Source organism: Streptomyces griseoruber (assembly GCF_001514205.1).
Lineage (GTDB): Bacteria > Actinomycetota > Actinomycetes > Streptomycetales > Streptomycetaceae > Streptomyces > Streptomyces griseoruber.
This window is the reverse complement of record NZ_KQ948778.1, coordinates 249,707-266,664: the sequence shown is the minus strand read 5'-3', so window position 1 is coordinate 266,664 and position 16,958 is coordinate 249,707. Positions and strand designations below refer to the sequence as shown.

Annotated in this window: 13 protein-coding genes and 3 tRNA genes; 8 read left to right on the top strand and 8 right to left on the bottom strand. The window is 70.8% G+C overall.

Annotation, left to right across the window (positions count from 1 at the left end; translation table 11 throughout):
* The first annotated feature begins 123 nt into the window (after nt 1-123).
* From AQJ64_RS34085 to AQJ64_RS34075, 4 genes are all read left to right on the top strand, one after another.
* Nucleotides 124-1,725 (top strand): aldehyde dehydrogenase family protein, encoded by a 1,602-nt coding sequence (locus AQJ64_RS34085; protein ID WP_055636455.1) that lies wholly within the window; start codon nt 124-126, stop codon nt 1,723-1,725.
* 39 nt (nt 1,726-1,764) lie between these two features.
* The gene (locus AQJ64_RS48485; protein ID WP_206189807.1) at nt 1,765-1,908 is read left to right on the top strand and encodes a hypothetical protein; all 144 of its coding nucleotides are present in this window, start codon (nt 1,765-1,767) and stop codon (nt 1,906-1,908) included.
* A gap of 387 nt (nt 1,909-2,295) precedes the next feature.
* On the top strand, nt 2,296-2,559 hold the full coding sequence (locus AQJ64_RS34080; protein WP_055636454.1) for a type II toxin-antitoxin system VapB family antitoxin: 264 nt from the start codon (nt 2,296-2,298) through the stop codon (nt 2,557-2,559).
* The gene (locus tag AQJ64_RS34075; protein WP_055636453.1) at nt 2,556-2,969 is read left to right on the top strand and encodes a PIN domain nuclease; all 414 of its coding nucleotides are present in this window, start codon (nt 2,556-2,558) and stop codon (nt 2,967-2,969) included. The genes AQJ64_RS34080 and AQJ64_RS34075 overlap by 4 nt, the downstream gene beginning before the upstream one ends.
* A gap of 348 nt (nt 2,970-3,317) precedes the next feature.
* Here the strand turns inward: AQJ64_RS34075 and AQJ64_RS34070 are convergent.
* From AQJ64_RS34070 to AQJ64_RS34060, 3 genes are all read right to left on the bottom strand, one after another.
* A tRNA-Ile gene (locus AQJ64_RS34070) sits at nt 3,318-3,391 on the bottom strand.
* Nucleotides 3,392-3,580: 189 nt separating this feature from the next.
* A tRNA-Asn gene (locus AQJ64_RS34065) sits at nt 3,581-3,653 on the bottom strand.
* 5 nt (nt 3,654-3,658) lie between these two features.
* Nucleotides 3,659-3,731, bottom strand: a tRNA-Asn gene (locus AQJ64_RS34060).
* 158 nt (nt 3,732-3,889) lie between these two features.
* Here AQJ64_RS34060 and AQJ64_RS34055 point away from each other — a divergent pair.
* The 4 genes from AQJ64_RS34055 to AQJ64_RS34040 all read left to right on the top strand — a co-directional run bounded on the left by AQJ64_RS34055 (nt 3,890) and on the right by AQJ64_RS34040 (nt 9,796).
* A complete protein-coding gene (locus AQJ64_RS34055; RefSeq protein WP_055636452.1) occupies nt 3,890-4,195 on the top strand; it encodes a hypothetical protein in 306 nt (101 codons plus the stop codon).
* Nucleotides 4,196-4,336: 141 nt separating this feature from the next.
* Entirely contained in the window at nt 4,337-5,791 is a 1,455-nt protein-coding gene (locus AQJ64_RS34050; protein WP_055636451.1) for an FGGY family carbohydrate kinase, read from the top strand.
* A 343-nt stretch (nt 5,792-6,134) separates the two neighbouring features.
* Nucleotides 6,135-7,868 (top strand): ABC transporter ATP-binding protein, encoded by a 1,734-nt coding sequence (locus tag AQJ64_RS34045; protein ID WP_055637938.1) that lies wholly within the window; start codon nt 6,135-6,137, stop codon nt 7,866-7,868.
* Entirely contained in the window at nt 7,868-9,796 is a 1,929-nt protein-coding gene (locus AQJ64_RS34040) for an ABC transporter ATP-binding protein (RefSeq protein WP_055637937.1), read from the top strand. Before AQJ64_RS34045 ends, AQJ64_RS34040 begins: the two co-directional genes overlap by 1 nt.
* Before the next feature lie 66 nt (nt 9,797-9,862).
* Here AQJ64_RS34040 and AQJ64_RS34035 read toward each other — a convergent pair whose 3' ends face one another.
* The 5 genes from AQJ64_RS34035 to AQJ64_RS34015 form a co-directional block, all read right to left on the bottom strand.
* A complete protein-coding gene (locus tag AQJ64_RS34035; RefSeq protein WP_055637936.1) occupies nt 9,863-11,026 on the bottom strand; it encodes an RNA polymerase sigma factor in 1,164 nt (387 codons plus the stop codon).
* Nucleotides 11,027-11,141: 115 nt separating this feature from the next.
* Nucleotides 11,142-13,046, bottom strand: a complete 1,905-nt coding sequence (gene dnaG, locus AQJ64_RS34030) for a DNA primase (protein WP_059203262.1) — start codon at nt 13,044-13,046, stop codon at nt 11,142-11,144.
* A gap of 43 nt (nt 13,047-13,089) precedes the next feature.
* Entirely contained in the window at nt 13,090-14,355 is a 1,266-nt protein-coding gene (locus AQJ64_RS34025; RefSeq protein WP_055638651.1) for an NAD(P)/FAD-dependent oxidoreductase, read from the bottom strand.
* Nucleotides 14,356-14,498: 143 nt separating this feature from the next.
* Nucleotides 14,499-15,752 (bottom strand): deoxyguanosinetriphosphate triphosphohydrolase, encoded by a 1,254-nt coding sequence (locus tag AQJ64_RS34020; protein ID WP_055638652.1) that lies wholly within the window; start codon nt 15,750-15,752, stop codon nt 14,499-14,501.
* Nucleotides 15,753-16,149: 397 nt separating this feature from the next.
* Entirely contained in the window at nt 16,150-16,929 is a 780-nt protein-coding gene (locus tag AQJ64_RS34015; RefSeq protein WP_055638653.1) for a sirohydrochlorin chelatase, read from the bottom strand.
* Nucleotides 16,930-16,958 lie beyond the last annotated feature (29 nt).

The following is a 16,958-nucleotide window of genomic DNA, read 5'->3' as shown; positions in this document are numbered from 1 at the left end:
GAGGATAACCGACCGCCGGTCCATTGACTGTGGACCGGCGGTACATTAACTTCAATGTACCGCCGGTCCACTATTGAGGGGCGAGCGGGTCATGCCATCGACGACCGAGGGAAGGGGCACGCCATGAAGGCCACGGAGGCTGTCGACTGGGTCGACCCGGCCCGCTGGCGGGCCACGCCGGCGGCAGAGCGGCTGAGGCTGCTCCGCCTGGTCCAGGCGAATATCGACCGGCACTTCGACGAGCTGGTGGCGGCGGACTGCCGTGCGAAGGGCATCGACCCCGCGAACCCGGCCGACGCCCACCAGGTCGGCACGAGCGTGCAGCGCGTCCTGGTACCGGTGCCCGTGAACGTCGCGGCCGCCATCGACCTGTACGAGGGCCTGGTCCGCGGCCGCCCGCTCCAGCCGCTCGCGGTCACGCCTGCCGGGGACGGCCGCTTCGACGTCCGGGTCTCCCCGCGCGGGAAGGACCGCCTCCTCAATGGCGACCGGACCGACGTACTGCGGGTCGTCGGCGAGCCGCGCAGGGTGGACCCCTACGCGAAGCCCGGCGGCATCGTGGCCGTGCTCGGGGCGGGAAACGTCGCGTCGTCGTTCGAGGTGATCCGGGCCCTCTTCGTCGACGGCTATGTGGTCGTCCACAAGCCCCACCCCCTCAACGAGGACGCCGACCGGGTGTGGGAGAAAGTCCTGCAACCGCTCATCGACGTCCACGCCGCCGCCTTCTGCCCTGCCGACGAAGGGCCTGTCCTGACCCGCGACCCCCGCCTCTCCAAGATTTACTTCACCGGCGGGACCGGCTCCGCCAAGGCGATCATGGAGGCCACCGACACCGAGCTGGTCTCCGAGTGCGGTGGCAACAACCCGTGCATCGTCGTTCCCGGTGACCGTCCGTGGACCGACCGGGAGATCCGCCATCAGGCGCTCCAGATCGCCACCATCGTCACCATCAGCGGCGGCTCGATCTGCGGCCGCACGCAGACCGTTGTGACCAGCAGGCACTGGCCACAACGGCGGCAGCTCCTGGATGCGATCACCGAAGCCCTGCGGGACCTCACACCCGGCTCCAGCACCAGCTACCCCGGGGTCGACAAGACCTTCGCGGACTTCCGCGACGCTTATCCCGGCGGGCGGCTGATCCAGCCCGTGGACGGCCGCCCAGCTTCGCAGGTCATGGTGATCGAGGACGTCGGCACCGAAGGCTTCGCCCTGGAGAACGAGGCGTTCTGCCAGGTCATGAGCGAGGTCGCGCTCGACGTCGCGCCCGATGCCGGGACGTTCCTTCCCGCCGCGGCGGAGTTCGCCAACGACAAGCTCCTCGGCACCCTGGCCGCGACAATCCTCATCGACGAGGACACCAGGAAGGCCCACGCGGCCACCGTCGATCGCGCGGTCACAGAACTTCGCTACGGCGCCATCGGCGTCAACACGATGCCGCCGGTGGTGTGGACGAACCCCTACCTCATCTGGGGCGGGAACGAGGAGGGCCGCGAGTTCGTCTCCGGCCGCGGCAACTTCGGCAACCTCCTGGGCTACGAGAACGCCGAGAAGTCGATCGTGGTCAGCGGCTTCACCTCGCCGGGCCACTTGATCATGACGAGCAAGCGGGGCTGGCTCGACCTGTCGACACGCCTCGCCCGGTACGCCATCCGCCCCACGTGGACACGGCTGTTCGCCCTCGCCTTCACCGCGACGCGCGCGGGTTTCCGTCGCGCCGGTTCCTGACATCCCGGCCGCCCGCCAGGAAGGGCTTCCCACCGTGCCGTGACCCGAGCCGCCACCGCCCGTCGCCCCCGCACCCGGTACACCGCCGGCTTCGGCGCACGGCCGATCCTCCTCGTGCGCAGGATGCTGCCGGACCGGGCCTTCGACGCGTTCATCACACGCACGGCGAGCCTTCTCACCTGAAATCACCCCCCTCATAGGACAGTCGCCGCGGTCACGCCGTCCTGGGCATGGAGGAATCGCGCACCCCTCCCTCTCCCCCGGGTCGCGCTTCACCTTGGCTGTCGCCGACGACGTAGGCGACTCAGAAAAACGGAAAGAAGGGCAATGCACATGCGGACATCGGGTCATGGGCGCGCTGTGGTGATCGGGGCCTCGCTCGCGGGGCTGCTCGCCGCGCGGGCACTGCACGAGACCTTCGAAGTCCGCCAGGGCCTGTCCCGTGTCCACTCCCCGCCGATCGGCCAGTCCCTGGCCCACACGAACGGTTGCGGCCCCGCCCCTGGGATATATAAAAGATCTTGAATCCTGATACACTTCGCCTGATGCACTCAAGCGGAGGAGGCCACCATGAGTCGGACGGTCATCGATCTCGACGACGAGGCACTGGAAGCAGCTGCCAGAGAGCTCGGCACCTCTACCAAACGCGACACCATCAACACCGCGCTGCGGGAAGTCACGGCCCGCTACCGGCGTTTGCGAGCACTCGACGAGGCCCGCGAACTGGTGGCCGAAGGCGCTCTGGACATCGACCTACTGCTGGACAAGAGCGCATACCGCCCCACGAGCGCGGGCGTGGCGGACGATGACCGCGACACCGGAGCACACGAGTGACAGTCGCCGACTACCTCATCGACACCTCCGCCCTTGCCCGCGTCCTGCTCCGCCAGAACACGGCCGAATGGGACGACAGGATCGCCGCCGGCCTCGTCGCGATCTGCGACCTCACCGAACTGGAAGTCCTCTACTCGGCCCGTTCGGCCACGGACCGCGCCCGCTTGAAGTCGGCACTCGACGCCCACTACGCCTGGTGCCCCATGCCCGACGGTGTCTACCGCCGCTCCCGCGTCATCCAGGAACAGTTGACCACCAAGGGAGAACACCGCAGCGCGGGCCCCGTGGACCTCCTGGTGGCCGCAGCCGCGGAAGAGGCGGGACTCACTCTGCTCCACTACGACCGCGACTTCGAAACCATCGCCCGCACGACAGGGCAGCCGGTCCGCACGATCGACCTCAGGCAGTAAAGCTCGCGCGGTGCCGACGGCCACCGAGCTTCCGACCGACCCGGCCGCCTGGCGATCAGTCCGCTGTGGCCTGGGCCGTCTCCCGGCACCCAGGGGTCACCGGGCGACACCACTACCGGATCCTCGCGTCCAGCCAGCGTCCAGAATCCGACGTCCAGACGCTCGCACACCCCACCCACGACACCGTCCTCCAGCCGTGGGCTGATACGTCTGCGCAGGTCAGAGTGATCCCAACGCCCACTGACGGCCACAGAGTTGAACTCACGAGCAGCGGATTCAACCCCGCAGCCCAAAGTCCTGCATCCGCACCCCAGATGAGACGTTTCCGCAGGTCAAAGCCCTACACAGTGGGGCGGGTGGGACTCGAACCCACGGCCGACGGATTATGAGTCCGCTGCTCTAACCGGCTGAGCTACCGCCCCATAGCGGCGTGTCGCGTACATGTGTACGCGCCGTGTGCCGCAGCATAGCCGCTCATACGATCTCACGCTTCGGCTGGTCGATCTTCCATGACCATGGAGACCACGCTGCGGCCTGCGCGGTTCCCGTCGGCGTGGGGCCGAGGGGAACCGACATGAAAAAGGACCCCACCGGGGTCCTCGTTCACGATGCTCCCCCGACTGGACTCGAACCAGTAACCTGCCGGTTAACAGCCGGCTGCTCTGCCAATTGAGCTACGGAGGACCGAGCTCCCCCGACTGGACTCGAACCAGTAACCTGCCGGTTAACAGCCGACTGCTCTGCCAATTGAGCTACGGAGGAATGCCTCGTTGCATCGAACGTACCCACCTGGGTATTCGCCAGGGGGCGGGTGCTCGCTGCGACACATACATTAGCGCAAGCAGGGGGGTGCTCCGCCAATCGGTTCCCCCCGGCACCGACGCCGCACCAGGGACCTACGCAAGGAGAGGGTGTCCGCCATGCGCTACAAGCTGACGTTCGTCGTCGGGCTCGCGGTCGGTTACGTGCTGGGCACGCGTGCCGGACGTGAGCGCTACGAGCAGCTGAAGAAGTCCGCGCGGCAGGTCGCGCAGAACCCGGCCGTCCGCAACACCGCCGAGACGGCCGCCCAGCAGGGCCGCCAGTACGCGGGCAAGGCGTACCACGTGGTCAGCGCCAAGGTCGGCGACCGTATGCCGGAGTCGGTCGCCGGCCGGGTCCGCTCGCTGCGCGAACGCAGTGCCCACAACGGCGCCGAGGACGACTGGGGTACGAGCAACACGTAATCGCGCCGGGTGCTCAATCACACCTGAGGGGCGCGGGGAACTGCGCGACCAGCCACGACGCGGCCCCACCCGGACACTCCACACGCGCCCCCGCGGTCTACGCGGCTCAACCTCGGCGGAGCGTGCGGCAGAATTTTCGGTATGGGGATAGTCGCCGGGCTGGACAGTTCGCCCGATTTCACTCGTATCGTCGTCTGCGACGCGGACACCGGAGCCGTGCTCAGGCAGGGATATGCGCCGCACCCGGTGGAGAGTCCGGACAGCGGGGGTCGGCTCAGCGACGTCGATCCCCAGGCCTGGCTGCTCTCCCTCGGGGAAGCGGCCGGCGGTGGGCTGCTCGAGGGCGTGCAGGCCATCGGCGTGTCCTCGCAGCAGAACGCGCTGGTCCCGCTGGACGCGCAGGGCAACACCGTGCGGCCGGCGATGGTCGGCGGCGACAAGCGCGCCCAGGTCGCGGCGGCCGATCTGATCGACGCGCTCGGGGGACGCGAGGCCTGGGCGCAGGCCGTGGGGTGCGTACCGCAGGCCGCCCAGCCGGTGACCAAGCTGAGGTGGCTGGCCAAGACCGAGCCCGAGGCCGCGCTGCGCACCGCCGTGCTGATGCAGGCCCATGACTGGCTGGTGTGGCAGCTGCTGGGCCGGCCGGTGAGAAGGACCACGGACCGGGGCGGGGCCTCCGGGACCGGGTACTGGTCCGCCGCGATGGGCGGATACCGGCCGGATCTGGTCGAGCTGGCGCTCGGTCACCAGGCCATGCTGCCCGAGGTGATCGGGCCGTCCGACGCGGCCGGTACGACACCGGAGGGGCTGCTGATCTCCGCCGGGACCGGCGAGACCATGGCGGCGGCGCTGGGGCTCGGTCTTGGCATGGGGGATGTGGTGGTGTCCCTGGGCGCCTCCGGGTCCGTCATGGCCGTGCATCCCGAGGCGCTGGTCGACCAGTCCGGGATGATCACCTCCCTCGCGGACGCGACGGGCATGCATCTGCCGGTGGTGACCACCCTGAACGCCGTACGGACCCTGCGCGGCACCGCCGAACTGCTCGGCGCGCCCGATCTGGAGGGGCTGTCCGAGCTGGCGATGAAGTCGACGCCGGGCTCGCACGGGCTGGTGATGCTGCCCTATCTGGAGGGCGAGCGGACGCCGAACCTGCCGCACACCGCCGGGACGCTGGCGGGGCTGCGCCGGGAGTCCATGAAGCCCGAGCACTTCGCGCGGGCCGCGTTCGAGGGCATGCTGTGCGGGCTCGCGGACGCGCTCGACGTGCTGCGCGGGCGGGGCGTGAGTGTGCAGCGGATCTTCCTGCTGGGCGCGGCGGCCGAGCTGCCGGCCGTGCAGGCGGCGGCGCCGGCGCTCTTCGGCGCGCAGGTCGTCGTACCGCAGCCGGCCGACTACGCGGCGATCGGCGCGGCCCGGCAGGCGGCCTGGGCGCTCGGGGCGAAGCAGGGCACCCTCGATCCGCGGACCCCGCCGGTGTGGCAGGGCGCGGCGGCGGTCGTCCTGGATCCGGGCGAGGATCTGGCGGTGGGGCAGGCGGTGCGCCAGCAGTACGTGTCGGTGCGCGAACAGACGCACCCCGGGGCGTTCCGGGCCTAGCCAGGGCCTGTCGTTTGGATCATGCCGCAGACGCGGGGGCTGGTACGCACTCCCCCAGATGGGGCCCCAGCGGCGCCTCCTGCGACCTGATCCAGACGGCAGGCCCCAGGGCCGGGCGCGCCGCCCACCGGCCTGCCAAGCGGCCCGCCAAGCGGCCCGCCAAGCGGCCCGCCCACCGGCCCGCCCACCGGCCCGCCCACCCGCCCTCCTGCCCGCCTCCGTACGCGGAAGGCGTATATCACGCAGCCCTCGGCTTAATCAGTTGAGGTAACGCGGGTGGAGTGTCCGACGATAGGGGCCAGGGGCAACCAATGCCCCTACCGCCGACTCCGAGAGACGTAGCGTGCTCATACGACTTCTGCGGACCTATCTCAGGCCCTACAAGAAACCCATCGCCCTGCTGGTGCTGCTGCAGTTCCTGCAGACCTGCGCCACCCTGTACCTGCCCACACTGAACGCGCACATCATCGACAACGGCGTCGTCGAGGGGGACACCGGTTACATCCTGTCCTACGGCGGCGTGATGATCGGCATCTCGCTGGCGCAGGTCGTGTGCAACATCGGTGCCGTCTACTACGGTGCCCGGACCGCCTCCGCGCTCGGCCGGGACGTCCGGGCGGGCGTCTTCAACCGGGTGCAGTCCTTCTCCTCCCGGGAGCTCGGCCAGTTCGGCGCCCCCTCGCTGATCACCCGGACCACCAACGACGTCCAGCAGATCCAGATGCTGGCCCTGATGGCGTTCACGCTGATGGCGTCGGCGCCGATCATGTGCGTGGGCGGCATCGTCATGGCGCTCGGCCTGGACGTCCCGCTGTCCGGGGTGCTGGTCGCCGTCGTCCCCGTGCTGGGCATCTGTGTGACGCTGATCGTGCGGCGGCTGCGGCCGCTGTTCCGGTCGATGCAGGTGCGGCTGGACACCGTGAACCGGGTGCTGCGCGAGCAGATCACCGGCAACCGGGTGATCCGCGCCTTCGTCCGCGACGAGTACGAGCAGCAGCGGTTCCGTAAGGCCAACACGGACCTCACGGACATCTCGCTGAAGACCGGCAACATGCTGGCGCTGATGTTCCCGGTGGTCATGACCACGGTGAACCTGTCCTCGATCGCGGTGGTCTGGTTCGGCGCCCACCGGATCGACAGCGGCCAGATGCAGATCGGTGATCTGACCGCGTTCCTCGCCTACCTCATGCAGATCGTCATGTCCGTGATGATGGCCACCTTCATGTTCATGCAGGTGCCGCGTGCGGAGGTGTGCGCCGAGCGCATCCAGGAGGTGCTCCAGACCTCGTCCTCCGTGGTTCCGCCGGTGGCGCCCGTCACCGAGCTGCGGCGGCACGGGCATCTGGAGATCCGGGCGGCCGGCTTCCGCTACCCGGGTGCCGAGGAACCCGTCCTCAAGGCGATCGACCTGGTGGCGCGGCCCGGCGAGGTCACCGCCGTCATCGGCTCCACCGGCAGCGGCAAGTCCACGCTGCTCGGTCTGGTCCCCCGGCTGTTCGACGCGACCGACGGGGAGGTGCTGGTCGACGGGGTGCCGGTGGCCGACGTCGACCCGGTCCTCCTCGCCCGGACCGTCGGGCTCGTCCCGCAGAAGCCGTACCTCTTCGCCGGGACCGTCGCGAGCAATCTGCGCTACGGCAACCCGGACGCCACGGACGAGGAGCTGTGGCACGCGCTGGAGGTGGCCCAGGCCAAGGACTTCGTGAGCAAGCTGGAGAACGGGCTGGACTCCCCCGTCGCCCAGGGCGGCACCAATGTCTCCGGCGGTCAGCGGCAGCGGCTCGCGATCGCCCGGACGCTCGTGCAGCGGCCGGAGATCTATCTCTTCGACGACTCCTTCTCCGCGCTCGACTACGCCACCGACGCGGCCCTGCGTGCCGCGCTCGGCCGGGAGACGGCCGAGGCGACGGTGGTGATCGTCGCCCAGCGGGTGGCGACCATCCGGGACGCCGACCGGATCATCGTCCTCGACGAGGGCCGGGTCGTCGGCACCGGCACCCACCGTGAGCTGATGACGGACAACGAGACCTACCGGGAGATCGTGCTCTCCCAGCTGACGGAAGCGGAGGCTGCCTGATGGCCGGGCCCATGGGGCGCATGATGGCCGGCACCGGTCCCGACAGCCGCTCGCTGGACTTCAAGGTGTCCGGCAGGCGGCTGCTCGCCCAGTTCAAGCCGGAGCGGCTGACGCTCTACGTGATGCTCCTCTGCGTGGTGGTCAGCGTCGGGCTGAACGTGGTCGGCCCGAAGATCCTCGGCAAGGCGACGGACCTGGTGTTCTCGGGCATCATCGGCCGGCGGATGCCGGACGGCGCGAGCAAGGAACAGGTGCTCGACTCGATGCGCGAGCGCGGCGAGGGTCAGGTCGCCGACATGCTCAGGAGCACCGACTTCACGCCCGGCAAGGGCATCGACTTCGACCAGGTCGGTGAGGTCCTGCTGTTCGCGGTCGGGGTGTTCCTGGTCGCCGGTCTGCTGATGGCGGGGGCGACGCGCCTGGTCAACCGGGCCGTCAACCGCACGATGTTCCGGATGCGCGAGGACGTGCAGACGAAGCTGTCGCGGCTGCCGCTGTCGTACTTCGACAAGCGTCAGCGCGGCGAGGTGCTCTCCCGCGCCACGAACGACATCGACAACATCCAGCAGACCCTCCAGCAGTCGATGGGCCAGCTCATCAACTCGCTGCTGACCATCATCGGCGTGCTGGCGATGATGTTCTGGGTCTCCTGGCTGCTCGCGCTGGTCGCGCTGGTGACCGTGCCGCTGTCGGCGGTCGTCGCCGCGAAGATCGGCAAGCGGTCGCAGCCGCACTTCGTGCAGCAGTGGCGCTCCACCGGCAAGCTGAACGCGCACATCGAGGAGATGTACACCGGCCACACGCTGGTGAAGGTGTTCGGCCGCCAGGAGGAGTCGGCGCAGCAGTTCGCCGAGCAGAACGACGCGTTGTACGAGGCCGGGTTCAAGGCGCAGTTCAACAGCGGGATCATGCAGCCGCTGATGTTCTTCGTGTCGAACCTCAACTATGTGCTGGTGGCGGTGGTCGGCGGTCTGCGGGTCGCGTCGGGTGCCCTCTCCATCGGTGATGTGCAGGCCTTCATCCAGTACTCCCGCCAGTTCTCGATGCCGCTGACGCAGGTCGCGTCGATGGCGAACCTGGTGCAGTCGGGTGTGGCCTCCGCCGAGCGGATCTTCGAGCTGCTCGACGCGGAGGAGCAGCAGGCCGACCCGGCGGCGGGCGCCAAGCCGGAGGAGCTGCGCGGGCGGGTCGCGCTGGAGCACGTCTCGTTCCGCTACGACCCGGAGAAGCCGCTCATCGAGGACCTCTCGCTGGCGGTGGAACCGGGCCACACGGTCGCGATCGTCGGCCCGACGGGCGCCGGCAAGACGACCCTGGTCAACCTGCTGATGCGGTTCTACGACGTCTCCGGCGGCCGGATCACCCTGGACGGGGTGGACATCGCGCGGATGTCGCGGGACGAACTGCGCGCCGGGATCGGCATGGTGCTCCAGGACACCTGGCTGTTCGGGGGCACGATCGCGGAGAACATCGCGTACGGCGCCTCGCGCGAGGTCACCCGGGGCGAGATCGAGGAGGCGGCGCGGGCGGCCCACGCGGACCGGTTCGTGCGGACCCTGCCCGAGGGGTACGACACCGTGATCGACGACGAGGGCAGCGGGGTGAGCGCCGGTGAGAAGCAGCTGATCACCATCGCGCGGGCGTTCCTGTCCGACCCGGTGATCCTGGTGCTGGACGAGGCGACCTCCTCGGTCGACACCCGTACCGAGGTGCTGATCCAGAAGGCGATGGCGAAGCTGGCGCACGGGCGGACGTCGTTCGTCATCGCGCACCGGCTGTCGACCATCCGGGACGCGGACACGATCCTCGTGATGGAGAACGGGTCGATCGTGGAGCAGGGCGCCCATGCGGAACTGCTGGAGGCGGGCGGGGCGTACGCCCGCCTGTACAAGGCGCAGTTCGCGCAGGCGGTGGCGGAGCTCGACTAGTCCACGACCGGTCCGGGTCCAGGGGTCGCCCACCTCCGGGTGGGCGGCCCTCGGTCCCGCGGTCCCTCAGTCCAGGTAGCCCCTCAGCTGGTCCGCGAAGGCGTGGTCGCGGAGCTTGTTCAGGGTCTTGGACTCGATCTGGCGGATCCGCTCCCGCGTCACGCCGAAGATGCGGCCGATCTCCTCCAGGGTGCGGGGGCGGCCGTCGGCGAGGCCGTAACGGAGCTGGACGACCTTGCGTTCGCGTTCGCCGAGGGTGGAGAGGACCGCCTCCAGGTGCTCGCGCAGCAGCAGGAAGGCCGCCGACTCGACCGGGCTGGTGGCGTCGCCGTCCTCGATGAGGTCGCCGAGGGCCACGTCGTCCTCCTCGCCCACCGGGGCGTGCAGGGAGACCGGTTCCTGGGCCAGGCGCAGCACCTCGCCGACCCGTTCGGGGGCGAGGTCGAGCTGGCCGGCGACCTCGTCGGCGGTCGGCTCGTAGCCGCGTTCCTGGAGCATCCGCCGCTGTACGCGCACCACCCGGTTGATCAGCTCGACGACATGGACCGGGACGCGGATGGTGCGGGCCTGGTCGGCGAGGGCGCGGGACATGGCCTGGCGGATCCACCAGGTGGCGTACGTGGAGAACTTGTAGCCGCGGGCGTAGTCGAACTTCTCCACCGCGCGGATGAGCCCGAGGTTGCCCTCCTGGACGAGGTCGAGCATGGTCAGGCCGCGTCCGACGTACCGCTTGGCGACGGAGACGACGAGCCGCAGGTTGGCCTCGATGAGGCGGCGCTTGGCCATGCGGCCCATGACGACCAGCCGGTCGAGGTCGAGGGCGAGGTCGCTGTCCAGGTCGGGGGTGTTGCTCAGTTTCTCCTCGGCGAACAGCCCGGCCTCGACCCGGCGGGCGAGTTCGACCTCCTCGGCCGCGGTGAGCAGTGGGATGCGCCCGATCTCCCGCAGGTACTGGCGGAACAGGTCGGAGGAGGGCCCGCTGGTGTCGGCGGACGCCCGGGCGGGGGGCGCCTCGGCGGGCTCGGGGGCCTCTTCCAGGGCTTCCGGGGGCGGTTCCGGCGGTTCCGTCTCCGGGTGGTGCGCGGCACGGTTCTGCGGCGGGACCGCGACCAGCACGTCGGTCTCGGCGTCCGGTTCCGTGTCGTCCGTAGTGCTGTTCTGCGTCCGGGTCTGGGTCTGGGTCTGCACGGGGGCGACCTCCAGGATGATCGCTGCTGAGGTGAGCGGCAGCGGTACTGCGGAGGCCGCTCCGAGGACTCAGGCACCGGACCCAGTGTGGAGTACGACACATCCCCGCCACGAGGGGCGTGCGGTGACTTTTTGAGTCCGGCCCGTAACCAGCTGTTCAGAGAGCCGCGGCGCCGTGCTCCCGCAGCGCCTGGTCGTACTGCTGAAGGACCCACAGTTCGTTCTGTACGGCGGCCAGTTGGGCCTGGTCGCCGCCGGCGCCGAGGCGGGTCAGCTGGGACTGGACGTCACGGACCCGGCGTTCCACGGCGCGGCGGCGGACCTGGACGAGGACCGTGCCGGCGTAGACCTCGTCGACCGTGCGGCGCATGATCGGCTCGACGGCGAGTTCGGTGACCATGGCGCGGACGGTGTCGTCGGGGGCGGCCTCGCGGACGCGGATCAGGTACTCCTGGGCGTCCTGGAGTCCCCACTCGGCGCCGCCCGCGTCCATGACGGCCTGGCGTACGGCGGCGTAGGGGGCGGCGGTGAACTCGTCGACGCCGTACGCGTCGAAGGCCGGGGAGACCAGCTCGGGGCGCTGGAGGGCGAGTTTGAGCAGCTCGCGCTCGGTGGCGTAGACGGGGTTGCGCAGGGTGAGGGCGGGGCCGGAGGCGGCGGGGCGGGGGGCGGCCTCGTAGGGCTGCTGGGGGCCGCGGCCGGCCGGCGCGGGGCCCTTGCCGCCGCGGTCGCGGGCCCAGCGGGCCAGCTGGGCGACGCGTTTGACGACGAACTGGGTGTCGAGGATGCCGAGCATGCCGGCGAGCTGGACGGCGACCTCGTGCTGGGCGCCGCTGTTCTTGATGCGGGCGACGATGGGCGCGGCCTCGTCGAGGGCGGCGGCCCGGCCGCCGGGGGTGTCGAGGTCGTACCGCACGACGATCTGGCGCAGGGCGAACTCGAAGAGGGGGGTGCGGGGTTCGACCAGGTCGGCGACCGCCTCGTCGCCCTTGATCAGCCTGAGGTCGCAGGGGTCCATGCCGTCGGGGGCGATGGCGATGTAGGTCTCGGCGGCGAACTTCTGGTCGTCCTCGAAGGCGCGCAGGGCCGCCTTCTGGCCGGCGGCGTCGCCGTCGAAGGTGAAGATCACGCGGGCGCTGCCGTTGTCCATCAGCAGCCGGCGGAGGATCTTGATGTGCTCGCCGCCGAAGGCCGTGCCGCAGGTGGCGATGGCGGTGGTGACGCCGGCGAGGTGGCAGGCCATGACGTCGGTGTAGCCCTCGACGACGACCGCGCGGCTGGCCTTGGCGATGTCCTTCTTCGCCAGGTCGATGCCGTACAGCACCTGGGACTTCTTGTAGATCGCCGTCTCGGGCGTGTTGAGGTACTTGGGGCCGTTGTCCGCCTCGTAGAGCTTTCTGGCGCCGAAGCCGACGACCTCGCCGCCGATGTCGCGGATGGGCCACATCAGACGGCCGCGGAAGCGGTCGATGGGGCCGCGGCGGCCCTCCTGGGAGAGGCCGGAGAGCAGCAGCTCCTTGTCGGTGAAGCCCTTGCCGCGCAGGAAGCGGGTGAGGTGGTCCCAGCCCTGGGGGCTGTAGCCGACGGAGAAGTGCTGGGCGGCGGCCTGGTCGAAGCCGCGCTCGGCGAGGAACTGGCGGCCGGCGTCGGCCTCCGGGCTGGTGGCGAGCTGTTCGGTGTACCAGTCGGCGGCGATCTTGTGGGCCTCGACCAGGCGGATGCGTTCGCCGCGCTGGTGGGAGGGGTTGTAGCCGCCCTCCTCGTAGCGCAGGGTGATGCCGGCCTGGGCGGCGAGCCGCTCGACGGCCTCGGAGAAGGTCAGGTGGTCGACCTTCATCACGAAGGTGAGGGTGTCGCCGCCCTCCTGGCAGCCGAAGCAGTGGAAGAGCCCCTTGCTCGGGCTGACCTGGAAGGAGGGCGACTTCTCGTCGTGGAACGGGCACAGTCCCTTGAGGTTGCCGCCGCCCGCGTTGCGCAGCTGGAGGTACTCGGACACGACGGCGTCGATCGGGACCGCGTCCCGTACCGCCTTCACGTCCTCGTCGTTGATCCGTCCTGCCACGCGTGAATTCTACGGGGGCGCACGGACAGCTACGGGAGGAGAGCTACGGAAGGAGACCGTCGAGGGGGGTGTGGGGGTCCGCCAGCGCCTCCGTGTTCACCGGGGTTCCGGCGGCGATGAGCTTCTGAACGGCCTCTGTGACGTCCCACACGTTCACGTTCATCCCGGCGAGGACCCGGCCCTCCTTCACCCAGAACGCGATGAACTCCCGCTTCCCCGCGTCACCGCGGATCACGACCTCGTCGTACGACCCCGGCGGCGCCCATCCGCTGTACTCCATGCCCAGGTCGTACTGGTCGGTGAAGAAGTAGGGCACGCGGTCGTAGGTGACGTCCTTGCCGAGCATCGCGCGGGCGGCCGCCGGTCCGCCGTGCAGGGCGTTGGCCCAGTGCTCGACCCGCAGCCGGGTGTCGAACAGGCCGTGCGGGAAGGAGGCGACGTCCCCGGCGGCGTGGACGTCCGGGTCGGAGGTGCGCAGCCGGGCGTCCACGGCGATGCCGCCGCCGTGGGCGCGGTCGGCCAGCGTCAGTCCGGCCGCCTCCGCGAGCGCGGTGCGCGGGGCCGCGCCGATCGCGGCGAGGACGTCGTGCGCCGGGTGCTCCTCGCCGTCGTCGGTGCGCACGGCGAGGACCATGCCGTCCTGGCCGACGATCTCGGTCAGTCTGACGCCGAAGCGGAAGCGGACGCCGTGCTCGCGGTGCAGCTCGGCGAAGACATTGCCCAGCTCGGGGCCGAGGACGCCGTGCAGCGGGGTCGGGGCCGGCTCGATGACGGTGACCTCGGCTCCGTACTCGCGGGCCGCCGCCGCCACCTCCAGGCCGATCCAGCCGGCGCCCGCGACCACCAGATGCCCGTTGTCACGGCCGAGGGCGGTCAGGACGCCCTTGAGCCGCTCGGCGTGCGCGAGCCGGCGCAGATGGTGGACGCCCGCGAGGTCGGTGCCGGGGATGTCCAGGCGGCGCGGCTCGGCGCCGGTGGCCAGCAGCAGCTTGTCGTAGTGGACGAGGGTGCCGTCGTCGCCGAAGCGGACCGTCTTCGCCGTGCGGTCGATCGCGTCGACGCTCTGGCCGAGGTGCAGTTCGATGTCGTTCTGCGCGTACCAGGCGGGCTCGTGCACGAAGACGCTCTCGCGGCTGTCCTTGCCGAGCAGGAAGCCCTTGGACAGCGGCGGCCGCTCGTAGGGGTGGTCGCGTTCGTCGCAGATCAGTATCACGCGGCCGGTGAAGCCCTCCGCCCGCAGCGTCTCGGCCGCCTTCGCGCCGGCCAGGCCCCCTCCGACGATGACGAATGTCTGATCCGCGTCGACCACGTGATGCCTCCTCGTAAGAGAACCGCCACATGCGAGCGTCCCGCACGGAGCGTGATGGGGGAAGGGGACGTGGCCCGATCAGGCCACGCTGGGTCACGTTCGGGTCCGTTTGGGTGCACTTGCGTTCACTCGTGCCCCTGGTGTCACGGGTGCCCGGTCAGACGGGAGTGGAGCGAGCGGGCGGCGGCGTCGGTGAGGGAGGCGATCTGGTCGACGATCACGCGTTTGCGGGCGCGGTCGTCGGGGGCCTGTGCGAACAGGGCGCGGAACTGGGGGTCGAGTCCCTCGGGCGCGCGGGCGGTGAGCGCCTCGGCCAGCTCGGTGATCACGATGCGCTGGTCGGCGCGGAGCCGCTCCTGCTCGGCGCGCTGCATGACGTACCGGTCGGCGACGGCCTTGAGGACCGCGCACTCCAGGCGCGTCTCGTACGGTACGACGAGTGCGGCACCGTAGCGGGTGAGGGGCCCGGAGCCGTACCTCTCGCGGGTGGCGCCCTCCGCGGCGAGGCAGAAGCGGCCGATGAGCTGGCTGGTGGCGTCCTTGAGGCGGGCCTGGGCGACCGCCGAGCCGTCGTAGCCGTGCGGCCACCACTCCTGGCCCTGGAGGCGGTCGAGGGCGGCGGCCAGTTCGGCCGGGTCGGTGTCCGCGGGGACGTAACGGCCGACGGCGACCCGGAAGACCTCGGCGCGCTCCGGCTCGGCGCGCAGCCGGCCGGGGTCGATGTGGCCGGCGTGCAGACCGTCCTCCACGTCGTGCACCGAGTAGGCCACGTCGTCGGACCAGTCCATGATCTGCGCCTCGAAGCAGGTGCGGGTGCCGGGGGCCTCCTTGCGGGCCCAGTCGAAGACGGGTCGGTCGTCCTCGTAGACGCCGAACTTGGGGGACGCCGGGTCCGTGGGGTGGTCGCCCCTCGGCCAGGGGTACTTGGTGGCGGCGTCGAGGGTGGCGCGGGTGAGGTTGAGGCCGACGGAGCCCTCGGCGGTGAAGCGCTTGGGTTCGATGCGGGTGAGCAGGCGCAGCGACTGGGCGTTGCCCTCGAAGCCGCCGCAGTCCTGGGCGAAGTCGTTGAGTGCCTGTTCGCCGTTGTGGCCGAACGGGGGGTGGCCCAGGTCGTGCGCGAGGCAGGCCGCTTCGACGAGGTCGGGATCGCAGCCGAGGGCGGCGCCCAGCTCGCGGCCGACCTGGGCGCACTCCAGGGAGTGGGTGAGGCGGGTGCGGGGGGTGGCGTCCCACTCCTGGCTGTGCTCCCCCGGGGTGACGACCTGGGTCTTTCCCGCGAGCCTTCTCAGCGCCGAGGAGTGCAGGATGCGTGCGCGGTCGCGCTGGAAGGCGGTGCGACCGGGGCGCTTGTCCGGTTCGGGGGCAAAGCGTTCGGCTGACGGCAGGTCATAGGGCATGTTTCGACAGTAAGCGGCGGTAGTGACAATTGGGTGGCTACCGGGGTACCGGGTTCTGTGCGCCCACGGGGACGGCCCGGAAGACCGCGCCCTTCGACCGCCGTCAGCCGCCGAAGGACCAGGGGCCGAAGCGGCCCCACGCGATGAAGGCGGCGAGCACGAGGTGGACCGCGTTCACCAGGACCGGTCCGGACTGGCCGTCGCGCGGACCTTCCACGAGATCCTCTCGCTGGTCGCCTCCGGGCGCTGCGTCCACCCGCTGGGCGAGACCGCCGCGCGCTACGCCCCCCCCGGCGTCGTCTTCCCGCCCCTGAGCGACGCTTCCGCCCCGGAGTTCGCGCTCAGCCCGTCACCCGGTAGGACGGGGACGGCGGACAGCGGCCGGGGGCACGAGGCGTCAGGCGGCGTTGCTGCTGCCGCCCGTCTCCAGCGCCCGGTCGTAGCGGTGGAGCAGCAGGTCGGCCATCGCGGGGTGGGTGCCCAGGGGGGCCGAGGCGATCCAGGGAGCCTGCTCGGCGCACTCCCTGGCGAAGCGGCCCGGCGCGGTGAAGTACGAGGCCACCGCCACCCGGTCCCGGCCCCTCGCCGCCAGCGCGCGCAGGGCCGTCTCCACCGTGGGGGTCGCCGTCGACGCGTACGCCGGGACCACCGGGACGCCCAGGCGCTCGGCCAGCAGGTGGGCGGTACGGCGGGTGTCCGTCGCCGAGTCGGGGTCGCGGGAGCCCGCCGCCGCGAGGACCACGGCGCTGGTGCGGCGGTCCTCGGCCGTCATCGCCGGGGGCCAGCCCGCCTCCAGGAGGCGGGTGTGCAGGGTGTCGACCAGGAGGGGGTGCGGGCCGAGCGGGGTCGCCACGCGCGTGCGTACCCGGGCCGTCGCCGCCATCTCCGGGATGTCGCGCTTGACGTGGTAGCCGCGGGCGAGGAGGAGGGGGACCAGGACGGCGTCCGTGGTGCCGCGGGCGTCCAGGGCGGCCAGCGTGTCGGTGAGCAGGGGCTCGTTCAGCTCGATGTGGCCGAGGTGCACCGGGAGGCCGGGGCGCCGGTCGCGGACCCGGTCGAGCAGGGTGCGTACGGTGCTCAGGGCGCGCGGGTCCCGGCTGCCGTGGGCGACGACCACCAGCGCGGGCGGGGCCGGGCGCCGACGGGCGTCGAGCTGGACGAGGCTTGGCTGGCTCATGCCCCGATCGTCGCCGGGCGAGGTTGCAC

What these genes read in the sequence shown, in the direction of transcription:
- AQJ64_RS34085 (WP_055636455.1), top strand. Translation starts at nt 124, where the DNA reads ATGAAGGCCACGGAGGCTGTCGACTGGGTCGACCCGGCCCGCTGGCGG.
- AQJ64_RS34080 (WP_055636454.1), top strand. Translation starts at nt 2,296, where the DNA reads ATGAGTCGGACGGTCATCGATCTCGACGACGAGGCACTGGAAGCAGCT.
- AQJ64_RS34055 (WP_055636452.1), top strand. Translation starts at nt 3,890, where the DNA reads ATGCGCTACAAGCTGACGTTCGTCGTCGGGCTCGCGGTCGGTTACGTG.
- AQJ64_RS34050 (WP_055636451.1), top strand. Translation starts at nt 4,337, where the DNA reads ATGGGGATAGTCGCCGGGCTGGACAGTTCGCCCGATTTCACTCGTATC.
- AQJ64_RS34040 (WP_055637937.1), top strand. Translation starts at nt 7,868, where the DNA reads ATGGCCGGGCCCATGGGGCGCATGATGGCCGGCACCGGTCCCGACAGC.
- AQJ64_RS34020 (WP_055638652.1), bottom strand. Translation starts at nt 15,752, where the DNA reads ATGCCCTATGACCTGCCGTCAGCCGAACGCTTTGCCCCCGAACCGGAC.
- AQJ64_RS34015 (WP_055638653.1), bottom strand. Translation starts at nt 16,929, where the DNA reads ATGAGCCAGCCAAGCCTCGTCCAGCTCGACGCCCGTCGGCGCCCGGCC.